This is a genomic window from Sphingomonas sp. ABOLE (assembly GCF_003950455.1).
In the GTDB taxonomy this organism is placed as follows: domain Bacteria; phylum Pseudomonadota; class Alphaproteobacteria; order Sphingomonadales; family Sphingomonadaceae; genus Sphingomonas; species Sphingomonas trueperi.
This window is the reverse complement of the sequence record NZ_QQWY01000001.1, coordinates 15214-33320: the sequence shown is the minus strand read 5'-3', so window position 1 is coordinate 33320 and position 18107 is coordinate 15214. Positions and strand designations below refer to the sequence as shown.

The window sequence follows — 18107 nt, the reverse complement described above, 5'->3', positions numbered from 1 at the left end:
GCGGCGCTTTTCGCCGAAAGCGCGGGCCATGGCTAGAACCGGGGTGTTTCCGCGCATGCGGCAGGTGATCATGCTGGTGGCGATGCTGCTCGCCTGGAGTGTGCCGGCGCGTGCCGACGACATCTCCGCGGCTGGGCGCGGGGTGGTGCGGATCGTCACCATCGCGGTCGCCGATGACGAGGTGGTCGGCTTCGGCCATGGCAGCGGCTTCGCGGTGGCGCCGAACCGCATCGTCACCAACGCCCATGTCGTCGAGCTCGCCTCGCGCTATCCCGGCAACGTCGTCATCGGGGTGGTGCCGTCCGAGGGCAGCAAGTCGTTCCAGGGCAAGCTGATTGCGATCGACACCAAGCGCGACCTCGCGCTGATCGAGTTCAGCGGCGCCAAGTTGCCGACGCTCGCGCTGTCCAGCGCGGCAGTGACCGATGGCGAGACGCTGTTCGCGCTTGGCTATCCCGGCAATGTCGACATCGCCACGGCGCGCTCCGCCGCCGATTTCATTACGCCGCAATCGCCGGTCCGCTCGCAGGGCGGCTTTGCCGGCACGCGGACGCTGGAGGGCATTTCGGTGCTGCTCCACACCGCCAACATCGCCCGCGGCAATTCGGGCGGACCGCTGCTCGATGCCTGCGGGCGGGTGCTGGGCGTCAACTCGGCGATCACCAACAGCGAGGAAGGCGATTCGACCTTTGCGTTTGCGATTGCCTATCCCGAGCTGACCGCCTTCCTCACCCAGGCCAAGCAGCCCTTCGTGTCGATCGCGGCGCCGTGCATCAGCGTCGAGCAGCGCAATGCGCTCGACAAGGCGGCCGAGGAGAAGGACCGCGCCGATATCGCCAACCGCAACGCCCAGGCCGAATCCGCGGCGGCGCGTGCCCGCGAGGCGGCGATCGACAAGGCGCGCGCGGCGAACGAGTCCGCGCGCGAGACCTACATGGCGGGGGCGGCGGTGCTGCTGGTGTTCGGCGCGCTGGCGCTGGGCGCGGCGGGGCTGCTGCTCTCGCGCGATCAGCAGCGGCCGGGGATCTGGACCGCGGTCGGCGGCGGGGCGCTGCTGCTCGGCGCGGTCGCGTTGTTCGTGCTGCGCCCGAGCTTCGACGAGGCGAGCATCGCTACGCCGGGCGAGGGCAACCAGACCGCCGAGGCCAGGCTACCGGCCGATGCTGCGGAAGGCCCGCTGGTCTGCACCCTCCAGCCCGATCGCAGCCGGATCACCGTCTCGCCGGGCGAAGCGGTGAAGGTGAATGTCGGGCCCGACGGCTGTTTCGACGGCGGCACCCAATATGCCGAATCCGGCCGCCGCTGGCAGCGCGTGCTCGTCCCCGCCGACGAGCAGACGGTGACGGTGCGCGAATTCGATCCCGACAGCGGTACGCTCACCGACACGCGCTATTTCCTCTCGGCGGCCGACATGCAGAAGGTGCGCGACGTCAAGCCGGTGGTGCCGGTCGCCCAGTGCACCGCCGACCAGGCCAAGCGGGCGAGCCTCGCCAGCCTCCAGCAGCTGATGCGCGCGACGCTGCCGCCGGCCTATAACGAGAAGCTGGTCTATCACTGCGCGCCTGGCGGGGCGGAGTAAGCGCGGCCCGGACAGGCGCGCGCGGACTTCACAGAGGATCGCCATTCCCGCGAAGGCGGGAATCCATTTGCCAGGACGCTGGGGAGAGAACCGCGGCAACAGCGCCAATGGATCCCCGCCTTCGCGGGGATGACGAAGGGTATGGTGCGGCCGATGGCTTTACCAAACCGACCACGGCCGCCTATTTCCGCTCGCGCACGCCCTCGCGCGATCGCAGCGCCCGCTTGCGCTCCAGCCCATAGGCATAGCCGCCCATGCTGCCGTCGCCGCGCTGGGCGCGGTGGCAGGGAATGGCCAGCGCGACCGGGTTCGCCCCGCACGCGGTGCCCGCTGCCCGCACCGCCGCTGGATTTCCCGCCATCGCCGCGAGTTCGGCGTAGCTGCGCGTCTCGCCGGGCGGGATGGTGCGCAGCGCCTGCCACACCGCCTCCTGGAAGGCGGTGCCCTGCACGTCGAGCGGCAGGTCGCGCTGGCGGTTGGGGTCCTCGACCAGCGCCACCACGTGCGTCGCGAGCGCGGCGAAGTCCGCGTCGCCAGGCACCACCGTCGCGGCGGGGAAGCGGCGGGCGAGCATCGCGGCATCCTCGTCGAAGGCGATGCGGCACAGGCCCTTGTCCGTCGCGGCGATCAGCAGCGGGCCGAGGCTGGTGTCGGCAAGCGTCCAGCGGATCGTCACCCCCGCCCCGCCGGCACGCCATGCGCTCGGCACCATGCCCAGCCGCGCGCCCGCCTCGGCATAGAAGCGGCTGGGGGCCGAATAGCCGGCGGCGTAGATCGCCTGGGTCACGCTGTCCTCCGCGTCGAGTGCCGCCGCCGCCCGGCGTGCGCGCAAGCCCCGGGCATAGGCGGCGGGGGTCACGCCCGTCGCGCGCTTGAACAGCCGATTGAAATGGTGCGGCGCATAGCCGACCGCCGCTGCCAGCGCCTCGAGCCCGATCGGCTCCTCCGCCGCATCGAGCAGCGCGGTGGCCCGCGCCACCGCCGTGGCATCGCGCGCCGCCTCGTCCGGTTTGCAGCGCAGGCACGCGCGGAAGCCCGCCGCCGCCGCCTCCGCCCCTGCATCGAAGAAGCGGACATTCTCCGGCCGGGGTCGCCGCGCCGGGCAGCTCGGTTTGCAGTAGATGCCGGTGGTGGTCACCGCGACGACGAAGCGCCCGTCCTGCGCCCGGTCGCGCGCGGCGAAGGCGTTCCAGCGGGCATCGTGGATGGCAGCGATATCGGTCATGCAAGCGCTATACGCCCATTGGCGTAGTTGAAGCATCCCGCTGCTTGCGCGCAAAGCCGCCCGGGCTCTTGCAGTCGGCGCGCTTTGCTGGCAACGTTAACGTTAACACGCGTGCTGGCGCGGAAAAGGGAGAGTGCATGTCCTTCTGGCACCGCACGAGCGCGCTGCGCTGGTGGATCATCGGCATCGTCATGCTGGGCACGATGCTCAACTATCTGACGCGGAGCACGCTGGCGGTCGCGGCGCCGAGCTTCATGGTCGATCTCCACATCGACGAGCAGCAATATTCCTACATCACCGCGGCCTTCCAGGCCGGCATCATGCTGCAGCCGGTGGTGGGATACATCCTCGACGTGGTCGGCCTGCGCTCGGGCATGGCGTTGTTCGCCGCCGGCTGGGGCCTGCTGAGCATGGCGCACGGCCTGGCGTTCAGCTGGCAGTGGCTGTTCGCGCTGCGTGGGCTTCTGGGCTTTGCCGAGGGCACCTCGCACACCGGCGGCCTCAAGGTCGTCTCCGAGTGGTTCCCGGCGCGCGAACGCGGCTTTGCCGGCGGCATCTACAATCTCGGCGCCTCGGCGGGCGCGGCGCTGGCGGCACCCTTGGTCGCGGGATCGATCGCCTTGTGGAACTGGCGCGCGGCCTTCGTCGTCACCGGCGTGCTGGCACTGCTCTGGGCGCTGCTCTGGCTCGCCAACTATCGCACGCCGCAGACGCATCCGGGCATCTCGGGGCAGGAGCGCGACCTGATCCTCAGCGGCCAGGAAGCGCATATCCAGGAACGCGCCGAGCGCCCCTCGCCGCTCCGCCTGCTCGCCCAGCGCAACTTCTGGGGCATCGCCCTGCCGCGCTTCCTCGCCGACCCGACCTGGGGAACGCTGACCTTCTGGATGCCGCTCTATCTGGTGAAGGTGCGCGGCTTCAACCTGGGCGAGATCGCCGTCTCCGCCTTCCTGCCGTTCATCGCCGCCGACCTGGGCTGCATGTTCGGACCCGCGCTGGCGCTGTTCCTCCAGCGGCGCGGCATCAGCCTGATCAACGCGCGGCGCTGGACCTTCACCTTCGGCGCGCTGCTGATGACCGGCATGGTGTTCGTCGCCAGCGTCGAGAGCGCCTGGCTGGCGGTCGCGCTGCTCTGCCTCGGTGGCTTCGCGCACCAGACCCTTTCGGTCACCGTCATCACCATGGCCAGCGACCTGTTCCCGCGCAACGAGCTCGGCACCGTCGCGGGCCTTGCCGGCACCTTCGCCAACAGCAGCATCCTCATCTTCTCGCTGCTGATCGGTGGACTGGTCGCCTCGCTCGGCTATGGCCCCTTCTTCATCGCCCTCGGGCTGCTCGACCTCGTCGCCGCCCTTCTTCTCTGGACCCTCGTCAAGGCGCCCCGATGATCCGCAATCCGATCCTTCCCGGCTTCAACCCCGATCCGTCGATCTGCCGCGTCGGCGACGATTATTACATCGCGACCTCGACCTTCGAGTGGTTCCCCGGCGTGCAGATCCACCACAGCCGCGACCTCGCCAACTGGACGCTGGTCGCCCGGCCGCTGGTGCGCGCCTCCCAGCTCGACATGCGCGGCGATCCGGACAGCTGCGGCGTGTGGGCGCCGTGCCTCACCCATGACGGCGCGCGCTTCCACCTGCTCTACACCGATGTGAAGCGCTATGGCCGCACCACGATGGGCGGCGCCTCGGGCGCGTCGCTGCGCGACTTCCACAATTATCTCGTCACCTGCGACACGATAGACGGGGAGTGGTCCGATCCGATCCACCTCAATTCGAGCGGGTTCGACCCCTCGATGTTCCACGACGAGGACGGCCGCAAATGGGTGGTCAACCAGCTCTGGGACCACCGCCCCGGCCGCAACCGCTTCGCCGGGATCGTGCTGCAGGAATATGATCCTGCGGCGGAGAAGCTGGTGGGGACACGCACCAACATCTTCCCCGGCACCGCGCTGGGGCTGACCGAGGCCCCGCACCTCTATCGCCGCGGCGAGTTCTACTACCTCCTCACCGCCGAGGGCGGCACCGGCTGGAATCATGCCGTCACCATGGCGCGGTCGCGGGAGATCACGGGGCCGTACGAGCTCCACCCGGATACCTATATCCTCTCCAGCCGCACCCGCCCCGACGCGGTACTGGCGCGCGCGGGCCATGCCGATCTGGTCCACACGGCGGACGGCGAACCCTGGCTCGCCTATCTGTGCGGGCGCCCGCTGCCGGGGCGCGGGCGCTGCGTGCTCGGCCGCGAGACCGCGATCCAGCCGATGCGCTGGGCCGAAGACGGCTGGCTCTACACCCGCGACGGCCGCGGCCTGCCCGAGCTGGAGGTGCCCGCGCTCAGCAACACCCCCTCGCCGCGGCGGCAGACCGAGGAGCGGCACGACTTCGACTCGGCCACGCTGCCGATCGATCTGCAATGGCTGCGCACTCCCGAGCCCGACCGGATCTTCAGCCTCACCGCGCGGCCTGGCCATCTCCGCCTGTTCGGGCGCGAGACGATCGGCAGCGTCTTCACCCAGGCGCTGGTCGCGCGGCGGCTCCAGGCCTTCTGCACCTCGACCAGTTGCGTGCTCGACTTCGAGCCGCAAGACTTCCAGCAGGCGGCGGGGCTGGTGGTCTATTACAACAGCACCAAGTTCCACTACCTGCATGTCAGCCATGACGAGGACGTGGGCCGCCATCTCCGCGTGATGACAGCGCTGCCCGACGCGCCCCAGGGCGACGCCTTCACCGCGCCGATCCCGCTGCCGGCGGGGCCGGTCGAGCTACGCTGCGAGGTGGATTACGAGCGGCTGCGCTTCGGCTGGCGGACGGCGGGCAGCGAGGCTTGGCACTGGCTCCCCGAACTGTTCGACGCCTCGATCCTCTCCGACGAGGCGAGCGCCCCCGGCCTGCCCAACTTCACCGGCGCGTTCATCGGCATGGCCTGCCAGGACATGGGCGGCACGGGCGCACCGGCGGATTTCGATTGGTTTGCGTATCGCGAGCGGGCGTTCGTGGTGGATCCGGCTATAAGCTAGATCATGGCTATCGAGATCGCCTCTGCGCGCGCTCTTGCCGAGGCGCACGCTCGCGGCTGCCTGCGGAGCGTCGCCGGGAATCGTGACGCATATCTCCGTGAGGAACATGCAGAAGCACCCAACTGCTGGTTCTTCTTTCGGGCCAAGGACATTTCGGTCCCGCCGGAGCAGTCGCTACTGGCCGACTGGGCGTATGCCGTCAGCAGGTGGGGCGATGTGCGGATGATCGTGGATCTCTCCGGCGATGTGGAGGCGCTTTCGAGGTACCTTTTCGAGATGTCCGGCTTCTTCGAAAGGTCTCGGGACAACGTCCCTATGTAGGCTCGGGATAAATCACAGCAGGCCTCGCCCGGAACATTTGCGGCCCTACATCGGCCCCTTGATAGCATCGGCCTCCATGTCGAACGGCAGAGTCGCCAAGCGGCGGTGCACGCAAACGTCTCGATCAGCCGGGATGGCCAATAGTGCACGAAGCCTGTCCTCGGCGTCGGATGGCTCATCGACGGCTACGACATAGAGGAGCGCTCCCTCTGGATGCTCAACCTCGACGACCCAACCCACTACTCCCCCTCGCGCAACATGCTCGCCCGCCGCAGCCGCGCCTCCAGATCCTCCACCATGCGCTCCCGGCTGCGAAACGCATGCTGCAGGTCGCGCTGGCCGAGCGGCATCAGGAATTCGCAGCCATGGCGCTGGCCTTCGCGCCACACCACCCGCGCCTCGCGCGCGCCGGCGCCCGACATGCCGATCCAGATCAGCGTGCCCTCGGGCAAGTCGACATCGGCGGTGAACAGGAAGCCGGTGCGCGAGAAATTCTCGACCACCGCGTCGAACGGGCGGCCGTCCATGCCGCGCACCGTGGTTTCCCGATTCACCAGGAAGCGCACCGCGCCGCGCGCATCCATGCTTCCCCACACTTCCAGTCTCGCGACGAGCACTCGTGCCTGTTCCCTTGCCCCAGACCCGGACTTCTACCGCAAACGGGGTTAACGCCTGACCAACGCCGCCGCGCTTCTTGACGCGCCGCAGCATCGCTGCCATATGCACCATCACGACGAGGCATTTACTTGCAGCGTGATCGGCGGCGCAGGCCCGAAAGGGAAAAAGCGCCGCTCGGCTCTGCCTCGTTCTTACCGGCTTCCCAAATCACGCGGGGCGTCACTTGTTGACCCCGCCTACGCCCGCGCCTTTCGAAGATGCGCGTGCGCCGGCATCTATTCGTAAGGTATTCCCATGTTGTTCAAAGACCTCGGCCTTTCCGAGACCGTCCTCGCTGCGCTCGCGGCGAAGGGCTATAATGAAGCCACGCCGATCCAGGCGCAGTCGATCCCCGCGCTGCTCGAAGGCCGCGACCTGCTCGGCATCGCCCAGACCGGCACCGGCAAGACCGCCGCGTTCATGCTCCCCTCGATTGACCGCCTCGTCGCCAGCGGCAAGCGTGCCCAGCCGCGCGGCTGCCGCATGCTCGTCCTCGCGCCGACGCGGGAACTCGCCGCGCAGATCGCCGACAATGCCAAGCATTATGCCAGCGGCACCGGCCTGCGCATCGCCACCGTGTTCGGCGGCACCTCGGTCCACAAGAACAAGACCGATCTCGCCCGCGGCGTCGACATCCTCGTCGCCACCCCGGGCCGCCTCGTCGACCTGCTCGACCAGTGCTACATGATCCTGCTCGGCATCGAGATCCTGGTGCTCGACGAAGCCGACCAGATGCTCGACCTCGGCTTCATCCATGCGCTGCGCCGCATCGTGAAGGAGCTGCCGGCCAAGCGCCAGTCGCTGTTCTTCTCGGCGACCATGCCCAAGTCGATCCGCGAGCTGGCCAGCCAGTTCATCCACAACCCGGTGGAAGTGAAGGTGACCCCGGTCGCCACCACGGCGGAGCGTGTCGAGCAGTTCGTCACCTATGTGAACCAGGCCGAGAAGCAGGCGCTGCTGACGATGCAGCTGCGCAACCTCGAGATCGACCGCGCGCTGATCTTCACCCGCACCAAGCATGGTGCCGACCGCGTCGTGCGGCTGCTCGCCGGCAACGGCATCGCGGCGAATGCGATCCACGGCAACAAGAGCCAGCCGCAGCGCGAGCGGGCGCTGGGCGAGTTCCGCTCGGGCAAGGTCAAGCTGATGGTGGCGACCGACATCGCCGCGCGCGGCATCGACGTGTCGGGGGTGAGCCATGTGTTCAACTTCGAGCTGCCGAACGTGCCGGAACAATATGTCCACCGCATCGGCCGCACCGCGCGTGCCGGGGCGGACGGCATCGCGATCAGCTACTGCGCCGATGACGAGCGTCCGTATCTGAAGGACATCGAGCGGCTGACCCGCCAGAAGCTCACCGTGCAGCCGCTGCCGGAGAACTTCATGGCCGAGGCCGACAAGATCAAGTCGACCCGCTCGCCGATGCCGGCGAGCCGCGACGAGCAGAACGGCCGCAACGGCCGCGCGATGCAGCATGCCCAGGGTCGTCGCGGCGACGGCCAGCCGGGCGGTCGCGGGCGTGGCGGTCCGCGCAGCGATGCGCCGCGCGGTGGCGAGCTGCGCCGGGCCGAAGGCGGTCCGCGCAGCGACCAGCCGCGTCGCCAGGAAGGTGCCGGCCATGCCGGTGCCGGGGCCGGCGCGGGTCGCGGTCCGGGTGCACCCAAGCGCAAGTTCAACGCGCGTCCGGCCAGCAGCGGCCAGGGTCGCCCCGGCGGCAATCGCGGCCAGGGCGGCGGCGCCGGCCGCTCGCGCTGAGCTGAGGACAAAGGGCGCCGTCGCTTGCTGCTGCAGGTGACGGCGTCCACCTAGACGATCGTCATCCCCGCGAAGGCGGGGATCCATTGATGGAGACGGCGCGGCGTTTGCTGACTCGTCCTGGCAAATGGATCCCGCCTCCGCGGGGATGACGACTTTTAGGGCGCAGGCAATGCCGTTCGTCCCAACCCGGCACGGCTGTGCCAAAGCCGGTCATTCACCAATTTCGATAAGCTGGCGGCCTCCCCCGCGCGCCCGCTAGCGCTGGTCCCCACAACAGGTGGGAACAGACGATAATGCGCAATGCCCTGATGGCCGCAGCCCTGGCGCTCGGCGCGGTGGTGCCGGCAGCCGCCCATGCCACGGTGGTGATCACCGGCTATGACGACGATCCCGGCTATCTCGCCGCGGACGCGATGGTCTACACCCCCACCGGCTTTGTCGGCTATTGGCCGGGCATGAGCCGCTTCCGCTTCACTGGCACCGAAAACGGCCAGGCGGTGGCGTTCCTCACCTATTGCGCCGATGCCTTCACCGCGATCGGCACCGGCAGCTTCGAGCGCACGGGCATTTCCGCCGTGCTGAGCGACACCACTCGCCAGCAGCAGCTGCTCACCCTGCTCACCCACTCGGACGTCCTGCTCGGCAACGAACAGGACCTGCTCGCCCGCAAGACGATCTCCGCCGCCACCCAGCTCGCGGTGTGGGAGATTCTCGAGGAGCATGGCGGCAGCTACGACACCACCAGCGGCCAGTTCTACACCGTCGGCGGCAACAGCGACGATGCGCGCGCGCTCGCCAATTCGTACCTGACCCAGATCACCACGGGCGGCTGGACCGCGATCGCAGGGCACAAGCTGCAGCTGCTCTTCTCCAAGGACCAGCAGAGCCAGGTGTTCCTGAGCGCGGTGCCGGAACCCTCCAGCTGGGCAACGATGATCGGCGGCTTCGCGCTGGTCGGCGGCATGTTCCGGCGCAAGCGCTCGGCGGTCGCCCGCATCGCCTGACAGCTTCTATGTGCATGATTTCAGGGCAGGCGAGCGCATCGCCTGCCCTTTTTCTTGCCCGCATCCAGACACGCCGAACCACAAAGATGAAACGAGCGTGTGACGTTTCGGCGACTCGGGTTGCATCCCTTCAACCGCGATGCTAGCAGCCCGGCAACCCATCGGGGGCGCAGTATGCGTCGCCCCCCTTTTGTGCATGGGGTCACTTCCGACCCTCCGAGAGGAAACGAATCGCGTGGAGAATTCCGGCGGTATTCAGGCCAGTCTAAGCGGACGCTACGCAACCGCGCTGTTCGAGCTGGCACGTGACGCCAAGGCCATCGAGGCCGTCGAAGCCAGCCTTGCGACCGTGCGGGCGGCGCTCGACGAGTCGCCCGAGTTCAAGGCGCTGACCACCAGCCCGCTGATCGGCCGCAAGGACGCCGGCAAGGCCGTGGCCGCTGCGGCGGGCGCGATGGGCCTGGATGCGACGACGACCAAGTTCCTCGGCGTGCTCGCCGAGAACCGCCGTCTGGCGCAGCTGCCCGCGATCATCCGCACCTTCCGCACGCTGGCGACCAGCCACCGCGGCGAGACGACCGCGGAAGTGACCTCGGCACACCCGCTCGATGCCGAACAGGTCGATGCGCTCAAGCAGCAGCTCCGCACCCGTATCGGCCGCGAGGTCTCGGTCGACCTGTCGGTGGACCCCTCGCTGCTCGGCGGCCTGGTCGTGAAGATCGGCAGCCAGATGATCGATTCGTCGATCAAGACCCGACTGAACTCCCTCGCGCACGCGATGAAAGGCTGAAGGCTAAGAAGATGGATATCCGCGCCGCAGAAATCTCGAAGGTCATCAAGGACCAGATCGCCAATTTCGGCACCGAAGCGCAGGTTTCGGAAATCGGCCAGGTGCTGTCCGTCGGCGACGGCATCGCGCGCATCCACGGGCTGGACAATGTCCAGGCCGGCGAGATGGTCGAATTCGCCAATGGCGTGCAGGGCATGGCGCTCAACCTCGAGGCCGATAACGTCGGCGTCGTGATCTTCGGCTCGGACGCCGAGATCAAGGAAGGCGACACCGTCAAGCGCACCGGCACGATCGTGGACGTCCCCGTCGGCAAGGGCCTGCTCGGCCGCGTCGTCGACGGTCTGGGCAACCCGATCGATGGCAAGGGCCCGATCGAATATACCGAGCGTCGCCGCGTCGAAGTGAAGGCCCCGGGCATCATCCCGCGCAAGTCGGTGCACGAGCCGGTGCAGACCGGCCTGAAGGCGATCGACGCCCTCGTGCCGATCGGCCGTGGGCAGCGCGAGCTGATCATCGGCGACCGCCAGACCGGCAAGACCGCCGTCGCGATCGACACCTTCATCAACCAGAAGGGCCCGAACAGCTCGGGCGACGAAGGCAAGAAGCTCTACTGCATCTACGTCGCGATCGGCCAGAAGCGCTCGACCGTCGCGCAGATCGTCCGCCAGCTCGAAGAGAATGGCGCGATGGAGTATTCGATCGTCGTCGCCGCCACCGCCTCGGAGCCGGCGCCGCTGCAGTTCCTCGCGCCCTATACCGGCTGCGCGATGGGCGAGTTCTTCCGCGACAACGGCATGCACGCCGTGATCGTGTATGACGATCTTTCCAAGCAGGCCGTCGCCTATCGCCAGATGTCGCTGCTGCTCCGCCGTCCGCCGGGCCGCGAAGCCTATCCGGGCGACGTGTTCTATCTCCACAGCCGCCTGCTCGAGCGCGCCGCGAAGATGAACGACGCCAACGGCTCGGGCTCGCTGACCGCGCTGCCGATCATCGAGACCCAGGCAGGCGACGTGTCGGCCTATATCCCGACCAACGTGATCTCGATCACCGACGGCCAGATCTTCCTCGAGACCAACCTGTTCTACCAGGGCATCCGTCCGGCGATCAACGTCGGTCTGTCGGTGTCGCGCGTGGGCTCGTCGGCGCAGACCAAGGCGATGAAGAAGGTGTCGGGCTCGATCAAGCTCGAGCTCGCCCAGTATCGCGAAATGGCCGCGTTCGCGCAGTTCGGTTCGGACCTCGACGCCTCGACCCAGAAGCTGCTGAACCGCGGTGCGCGCCTGACCGAGCTGCTCAAGCAGCCGCAGTTCAGCCCGCTGTCGTTCGAAGAGCAGACCATCTCGATCTTCGCCGGCACCAACGGCTACCTCGACAATGTCGCGGTCAAGGACGTCGTCCGCTTCGAAGCCGCGATGCTCGCGCACTTCCGTTCGCAGCATGCCGATGTGCTCGCCGAGATCCGCGACACCAAGGCTTTCGAGAACGGTACGCGAGACAAGGTGAAGGGCGTGCTCGACGCCTTCACCAAGACCTTCGCCTAAGGGACTGCCGCCGGATGGCCAACCTCAAGGAACTCAAGGGCCGGATCGCCTCGGTCAAGTCGACCCAGAAGATCACCAAGGCCAAGCAGATGGTCGCGGCGGCAAAGCTGCGGAAGGCGCAAGCCGCCGCAGAAGCCGCGCGCCCCTATGCCCAGCGCCTTGAGGGCGTGGTCGCCAGCCTCGCCAGCAAGGTGGGGGCCAGCGACAATGCGCCGCGTCTCCTCGCCAGCACCGGCAAGGCGGACACGCAGCTGCTCATCGTCGCCAATGGCGACAAGGGCCTGTCGGGCGCGTTCAACGCCAACATCGTCAAGGCGGCGATCCTCAAGGCGCGCACGCTGATCGCCGAGGGCAAGACGGTGAAGTTCTACCTCGTCGGCCGCAAGGGTCGCGCGGTGATCGCCCGTACCTTCCCCGGCATGATCGTCGGCCAGTTCGACACGACCGCCGTGCGGACCCCCGGGTACGACGAGGCGCGTGCGATCGCCAAGGACGTGACCGACCGCTTCTTCGCGGGCGAGTTCGACGTGGCGACCCTGTTCTACTCGCACTTCCGCTCGGCGCTGGCCCAGGTGCCGACCGAGCAGCAGCTGATCCCGGTCTCGGTGCCGGAGACGACGGTGGCGAGCGCGGGTGCGTCGGTCGAGTATGAGCCCGACGAAGAGACGATCCTCGCCGATCTGCTGCCGCGCAACCTGACGGTGCAGATCTTCAAGGCGCTGCTGGAGAACCAGGCCAGCGAGCAGGGTGCGTCGATGACCGCGATGGACAACGCCACGCGCAACGCCGGCGACCTGATCAACCGTCTGACGATCCAGTATAACCGTTCCCGCCAGGCCGCGATCACGACCGAGCTGGTGGAAATCATTTCGGGCGCCGAAGCGCTCTAAAAGCTGCACGAAGCAAGGAAAGCAACAATGGCAACCGCCGCTGTAGACACCACCCCGACCACGGGCACCAACAATGTCGGCCGCATCAGCCAGGTGATCGGCGCGGTCGTCGACGTGACGTTCGAGAACAACCTGCCGGCGATCCTTTCGGCGCTGGAGACCCAGAACAACGGCAACCGCCTGGTTCTCGAAGTCGCGCAGCATCTGGGCGAGAACACCGTCCGCACGATCGCGATGGACGCGACCGAAGGCCTGACCCGCGGCCAGACCGTGACCGACACCGGCAACCAGATCCAGGTGCCCGTCGGCCCGGCGACGCTCGGCCGCATCCTCAACGTCGTCGGCGAGCCGATCGACGAGCGCGGCCCGGTTGCCACCGACCTCAAGGCGCCGATCCACGCCAAGGCCCCCGAGTTCATCGAGCAGTCGACCGACAGCGCGATTCTCGTCACCGGCATCAAGGTGATCGACCTGCTCGCGCCCTACGCCAAGGGCGGCAAGATCGGCCTGTTCGGCGGCGCCGGCGTGGGCAAGACCGTGCTCATCCAGGAGCTGATCAACAACATCGCGAAGGGCCATGGCGGCACCTCGGTGTTCGCAGGCGTGGGCGAGCGTACCCGTGAGGGCAACGATCTCTATCACGAGTTCCTCGACGCCGGCGTCATCGCCAAGGACGCCGACGGCAACGCGATCTCGGAAGGTTCGAAGGTCGCGCTGGTTTACGGCCAGATGAACGAGCCGCCGGGCGCCCGCGCCCGCGTCGCGCTGTCGGGCCTGACGATCGCCGAATATTTCCGCGACGTCGAAGGCCAGGACGTGCTGTTCTTCGTCGACAACATCTTCCGCTTCACCCAGGCGGGCGCGGAAGTGTCGGCACTGCTCGGCCGTATTCCCTCGGCGGTGGGCTATCAGCCGACCCTGTCGACCGACATGGGCGCGCTGCAGGAGCGCATCACCTCCACCACCAAGGGTTCGATCACCTCGGTGCAGGCCGTGTACGTGCCCGCCGACGATCTTACCGACCCGGCACCGGCCACGTCGTTCGCCCACCTCGACGCGACGACCGTGCTCAACCGCGCCATCTCCGAACTGGGCATCTACCCGGCGGTGGATCCGCTCGACTCGACCAGCCGCGTGCTCGAGCCGCGCGTCGTCGGCCAGGAGCATTACGAGACGGCACGTGCGGTGCAGGCGATCCTGCAGAAGTACAAGTCGCTGCAGGACATCATCGCGATCCTGGGCATGGACGAGCTTTCCGAAGAGGATAAGCTGACCGTCGCCCGCGCCCGCAAGATCCAGCGCTTCCTTTCGCAGCCGTTCCACGTCGCCGAAGTGTTCACCGGCATTCCGGGCGCCTTCGTGCAGCTGGAAGACACGGTGCGTTCGTTCAAGGCGGTGGTCGACGGCGAATATGACCATCTGCCGGAAGCGGCCTTCTACATGGTCGGCGGCATCGACGACGCGATCGCCAAGGCCAAGAAGCTCGCCGACGAGGCGTAAGACTACCACGACTAGCCCCTCCCCTTTTAGGGGAGGGGTTGGGGTGGGGCGCGAGCGCAAGCGAGCGTCCCGTAGCCCCAGCGAATACCGACGTCGGAGGCGAACAGCCCCCACCCCAACCCCTCCCCTAAAGGAGAGGGGCTTAGGAAGAACCGAGATGCTGCACTTCGAACTCGTCACCCCGGAACGTCTCGTCCGCTCGGAAGACGTCCATATGGTCGTCGTCCCCGGAAGCGAGGGCGATTTCGGCGTGCTCGAAGGCCATGCGCCGATCATGTCGACGATCCGCGACGGCAATATCGAGCTGTACAAGGCAGGCGCCACCACGCCCGAGCTGATCCGCGTCGAAGGCGGCTTCGCCGAGGTCAACGAGCGCGGCCTGACCGTTCTCGCCGAACGCGCCGAATAAGCCCGGCACCCAGTCGCCGGCCTGCAACAGCCCCGCGCGAGCGGGGCTGTTTGCGTTTGGGGCGCCGCGCATAGTTAGCCAAATCGCAAGGCTTCTCCTTTAGTCCCCGTGTCTTCTGGAGGACTGAAGTTCGATGAGCGCGTTCGGGCGTCGTGGCGGCATTGGGGGGGGAACCGGCGGACGTCCGACCTTTGGCGTCGCGCGGCCGATGCAGGGCGGCGGCTTCCAGCGCCCCGAGCCGCTGCCGCTCGGCGGTGAGCAGTTCCCCCCGCTCGATTCGGTCCCCCTGCCCGGCCAGCACTTCGCCGACCCGATGCTCGAGCGCGACCCGCTCGGCCCCAGCGCCGCCAGCGCCGACGCGATGCAGCGGCTCGCCGATCGCCAGGCCGCGCCCGCCGACCAGGGCAGCTCGCGCAACGAGGGCTTCGAGGCCTCGATCCACCGCATCAAGGAACAGGTGCTGCCGCGCCTGCTCGAGCGCGTCGATCCCGAGGCGGCGGCGACGCTGAGCAAGGACGAGCTCGCCGAGGAATTCCGCCCGATCATCGGCGAGGTGCTCGCCGAGCTCAAGCTGACCCTCAACCGGCGCGAGCAGTTCGCGCTGGAAAAGGTGCTGGTCGACGAGCTGCTCGGCCTAGGCCCGCTGGAAGAGCTGCTCGCCGACGCCGCCGTCACCGACATCATGGTCAACGGCCCCGAGCAGACCTATGTCGAGCGCAAGGGCAAGCTGGAGCTGGCCAACATCCAGTTCCGCGACGAGGAGCATCTGTTCCAGATCGCCCAGCGGATCTGCAATTCGGTCGGCCGCCGCGTCGACCAGACCACCCCGCTCGCCGACGCGCGCCTCAAGGACGGCAGCCGCGTCAACGTGATCGTGCCCCCGCTCAGCTTGCGCGGTACCGCGATCTCGATCCGTAAATTCTCCGCCAAGCCGATCACGCTCGACATGATGGCCAAGGGCGGATCGATGTCCGAGAAGATGGCGACCGCGCTCAAGATTGCGGGGGCCAGCCGGTTCAACATCGTCATCTCGGGCGGCACCGGCTCGGGCAAGACGACGATGCTCAACGCGATCTCGAAGATGATCGACCCCGGCGAGCGCGTGCTGACGATCGAGGACGCCGCCGAACTCCGCCTGCAGCAGCCGCACTGGCTGCCGCTGGAGACTCGGCCGGCGAATCTGGAAGGCCAGGGCGAGATCTCGATTCGCGACCTCGTCAAGAACGCGCTGCGCATGCGCCCCGATCGCATCATTCTCGGCGAAATCCGCGGCGCCGAGTGTTTCGACATGCTCGCCGCGATGAACACCGGTCACGACGGCTCGATGTGCACCCTCCACTCGAACAGCCCGCGCGAGGCGCTGGCGCGGATGGAGAACATGGTGATGATGTCGGACATCAAGGTGCCCAAGGAAGCGATCAGCCGCCAGATCGCCGATTCGGTCGACCTGATCATCCAGGTGAAGCGCCTGCGCGACGGCAGCCGCCGGGTGACCAACGTCACCGAAGTGATCGGCATGGAAGGCCCGGTGATCGTCACCCAGGAGCTGTTCAAGTTCGAATATCTCGACGAGGGCACCGACGGGAAGATCATCGGCGAGTATCGCTCGATGGGCCTGCGCCCCTATACGCTCGACAAGGCCAAGCAGTTCGGCTTCGATCAAGCGCTGCTCGAGGCGTGCCTCTGAAAATCCCCCTCCCGCTTGCGGGAGGGGAGACAGAAGCCTCACCCCGCGTGCAAGGCGACGCTGACCAGCACCAGCGCGGCGAACAGTCCGGCCATCTGGATCGCCATCCACGGCACCCAGCCGACCTGCTCGAGGTTGCGCCGCGTGCGGCGGCGATGCTCGGCCACCCCGGCGACAATCGCGATCAGCAACGCAACCCCCGCAGCGATCCAGAATTGTAGTTGCATCGTCACCTTGTTGCGTCACAGTCGCACATCGATAGCAGGGAGCCATCGCGTATGCGCCATCGTCTTGTAGCCGTCGCCGCCATCACCACCCTCGCCGCCGTCGCCAGCGTTGCTGCGCAGCAACCCGCGTCGCTGCGCCAGGCGATCGACGCCGCGGTCGCGGCGCCCAGCCGCACCCCCGCCAATAGCGCGCGCGACAAATATCGCCACCCCGCCGAAACGCTCGCCTTTTTCGGCGTGAAGCCCGGCGACACGGTCGTGGAGATCTGGCCGAGCGGCGGCTGGTATACCGAGATCCTCGCCCCGCTCACCAAGGGCAAGGGCACGCTCTATGCGGCGGTGCCGAGCGGCAACGCCAAGGGCGTCGAGGCGCTGAAGGCGAAGGACGCCGCGCTGTACGGCCCGATTCGCGTGGTGAGCTTCCCCGCCGCCGCGGGCCAGGCCAAGGTGCCGGACGGCACGGCGGACGTGGTCCTCACCTTCCGCAACGTGCACAACTGGCGGATGGGCTATCAGCAGAGCGGCCAGGATTATTCGCCCGAGGCGTTCAAGCAGATGTACGCGATGCTCAAGAAGGGCGGCACGCTCGGCATCGAGGACCATCGCCTGCCCGAGAGCGCCAGCGACGAGCGCGAGACCAAGAGCGGCTATATCAAGGTCTCGACCGTGCGCCGACTCGCCGAGGCGGCGGGCTTCAAGTTCGTCGGCGCGTCAGAAGTGAATGCCAACAAGGCCGATACCGCCGACTGGCCGAACGGCGTGTGGACGCTGCCGCCCAGCTATGCGCTGAAGGACCAGGACCGGGCCAAATACGCCGCGATCGGCGAAAGCGACCGCATGACGCTCAAGTTCCGCAAGCCCTGATGCTGCACGCTACGCCATCCGCAACGGCGGATGGCGTAGCGGCATGCCTAAGAAGGTTTTTTCGGGCTGACCGCGAGTTTCCCGAAGGTCATGTAGATCAGCGTGGGCCCCGACTTTCCGCGATACGTACCCGTTGCGCCTGCCAGGTACGAGGCCACCGCGGTAAACTGCCACGCCTCTCCTTCGGTGCACGACACCTTGCGTGTGGTGTATTGCGAAAGATTCTGCAGTTCGCCGAACTGCCGCGCCAGCTTCGCATCGGCGCGCCGGCTTTCCGGTATCGAGGGATGGTCCCACGCCCACAGGAAGGTGCCGTCGCGCGTGTTGTAGGTGCCGATGACCTGAACCGGCGCGCTGGCGACATAACTTGGGGCAGTGAAGCGAATGAACCCTTCGTCGAGGTCGACGCTCCAGTCGAACGCCTCTCGACCCACCATGTGCTGGAAGACTTCGGTCTTCAACGCGATTTCAGCATTGGCTCTGGCAAAAACCAGTTCCTTGGCTTGATGCACGCGCTCCCGTGGGTCATCCGGCACGACCGGCGCCCCGAACAGCAGCGTTGCCAGCGCACCGAGCCATAGCGTCATGCATCGCTACTCCCGATTTTGATGGGCGCGGGACCGCGCGTGGCACCAC

Annotated in this window: 17 protein-coding genes; 13 read left to right on the top strand and 4 right to left on the bottom strand. The window is 67.5% G+C overall.

What is annotated here, in order from left to right:
• Positions 1–28: 28 nt before the first annotated feature.
• On the top strand, positions 29–1579 hold the full coding sequence (locus tag CA234_RS00145) for a serine protease (protein ID WP_241213110.1): 1551 nt from the start codon (positions 29–31) through the stop codon (positions 1577–1579).
• A gap of 181 nt (positions 1580–1760) precedes the next feature.
• Here CA234_RS00145 and ada read toward each other — a convergent pair whose 3' ends face one another.
• On the bottom strand, positions 1761–2804 hold the full coding sequence (gene ada / locus CA234_RS00140) for a bifunctional DNA-binding transcriptional regulator/O6-methylguanine-DNA methyltransferase Ada (protein WP_125977493.1): 1044 nt from the start codon (positions 2802–2804) through the stop codon (positions 1761–1763).
• Positions 2805–2941: 137 nt separating this feature from the next.
• On the opposite strand from ada, the gene CA234_RS00135 reads away from it, so the two are divergent.
• Genes CA234_RS00135 through CA234_RS00125 form a run of 3 tightly spaced genes read left to right on the top strand, consistent with a single transcriptional unit; the run spans position 2942 to position 6144 of the window.
• The gene (locus tag CA234_RS00135; RefSeq protein ID WP_126000595.1) at positions 2942–4192 is read left to right on the top strand and encodes an MFS transporter; all 1251 of its coding nucleotides are present in this window, start codon (positions 2942–2944) and stop codon (positions 4190–4192) included.
• Entirely contained in the window at positions 4189–5823 is a 1635-nt protein-coding gene (locus tag CA234_RS00130; RefSeq protein WP_125977491.1) for a glycoside hydrolase family 43 protein, read from the top strand. Before CA234_RS00135 ends, CA234_RS00130 begins: the two co-directional genes overlap by 4 nt.
• 3 nt (positions 5824–5826) lie before the next feature.
• A complete protein-coding gene (locus CA234_RS00125) occupies positions 5827–6144 on the top strand; it encodes a hypothetical protein (RefSeq protein ID WP_125977490.1) in 318 nt (105 codons plus the stop codon).
• 239 nt (positions 6145–6383) lie between these two features.
• On the opposite strand, the gene CA234_RS00120 is transcribed toward CA234_RS00125, so the two are convergent.
• The gene (locus CA234_RS00120) at positions 6384–6761 is read right to left on the bottom strand and encodes a PilZ domain-containing protein (protein ID WP_126000594.1); all 378 of its coding nucleotides are present in this window, start codon (positions 6759–6761) and stop codon (positions 6384–6386) included.
• Between the two features lie 295 nt (positions 6762–7056).
• Here CA234_RS00120 and CA234_RS00115 point away from each other — a divergent pair, with 295 nt between their 5' ends.
• From CA234_RS00115 to CA234_RS00080, 8 genes are all read left to right on the top strand, one after another.
• On the top strand, positions 7057–8556 hold the full coding sequence (locus tag CA234_RS00115; protein WP_126000593.1) for a DEAD/DEAH box helicase: 1500 nt from the start codon (positions 7057–7059) through the stop codon (positions 8554–8556).
• Between the two features lie 296 nt (positions 8557–8852).
• Complete coding sequence (locus tag CA234_RS00110; protein WP_126000592.1) at positions 8853–9563, top strand: PEPxxWA-CTERM sorting domain-containing protein; 711 nt, start codon at positions 8853–8855, stop codon at positions 9561–9563.
• Between the two features lie 235 nt (positions 9564–9798).
• Positions 9799–10353 (top strand): F0F1 ATP synthase subunit delta, encoded by a 555-nt coding sequence (locus tag CA234_RS00105; RefSeq protein ID WP_126000591.1) that lies wholly within the window; start codon positions 9799–9801, stop codon positions 10351–10353.
• Positions 10354–10364: 11 nt separating this feature from the next.
• Positions 10365–11894, top strand: coding sequence for a F0F1 ATP synthase subunit alpha (atpA, locus tag CA234_RS00100; RefSeq protein WP_125977486.1), 1530 nt, complete (start codon positions 10365–10367; stop codon positions 11892–11894).
• A 14-nt stretch (positions 11895–11908) separates the two neighbouring features.
• A complete protein-coding gene (locus CA234_RS00095; RefSeq protein ID WP_126000590.1) occupies positions 11909–12784 on the top strand; it encodes a F0F1 ATP synthase subunit gamma in 876 nt (291 codons plus the stop codon).
• A gap of 27 nt (positions 12785–12811) precedes the next feature.
• Positions 12812–14284: a F0F1 ATP synthase subunit beta gene (gene atpD, locus CA234_RS00090; RefSeq protein WP_125977484.1), complete on the top strand. Its 1473-nt coding sequence runs from the start codon at positions 12812–12814 to the stop codon at positions 14282–14284.
• Between the two features lie 157 nt (positions 14285–14441).
• Complete coding sequence (locus CA234_RS00085; RefSeq protein WP_126000589.1) at positions 14442–14693, top strand: ATP synthase F1 subunit epsilon; 252 nt, start codon at positions 14442–14444, stop codon at positions 14691–14693.
• A 133-nt stretch (positions 14694–14826) separates the two neighbouring features.
• Positions 14827–16380: a CpaF family protein gene (locus CA234_RS00080; protein ID WP_125977483.1), complete on the top strand. Its 1554-nt coding sequence runs from the start codon at positions 14827–14829 to the stop codon at positions 16378–16380.
• A 38-nt stretch (positions 16381–16418) separates the two neighbouring features.
• Here the strand turns inward: CA234_RS00080 and CA234_RS00075 are convergent, their stop codons facing one another.
• Positions 16419–16607 carry a hypothetical protein gene (locus CA234_RS00075; protein ID WP_125977482.1) on the bottom strand — a complete coding sequence of 63 codons (189 nt, stop codon included), beginning with the start codon at positions 16605–16607 and terminating at the stop codon, positions 16419–16421.
• Positions 16608–16658: 51 nt separating this feature from the next.
• Between CA234_RS00075 and CA234_RS00070 the strand changes: the two genes are divergently transcribed.
• A complete protein-coding gene (locus CA234_RS00070; protein WP_126000588.1) occupies positions 16659–17471 on the top strand; it encodes a class I SAM-dependent methyltransferase in 813 nt (270 codons plus the stop codon).
• A 47-nt stretch (positions 17472–17518) separates the two neighbouring features.
• On the opposite strand, the gene CA234_RS00065 is transcribed toward CA234_RS00070, so the two are convergent.
• The gene (locus CA234_RS00065) at positions 17519–18058 is read right to left on the bottom strand and encodes a DUF6882 domain-containing protein (protein WP_126000587.1); all 540 of its coding nucleotides are present in this window, start codon (positions 18056–18058) and stop codon (positions 17519–17521) included.
• Between the last annotated feature and the right edge of the window lie 49 nt (positions 18059–18107).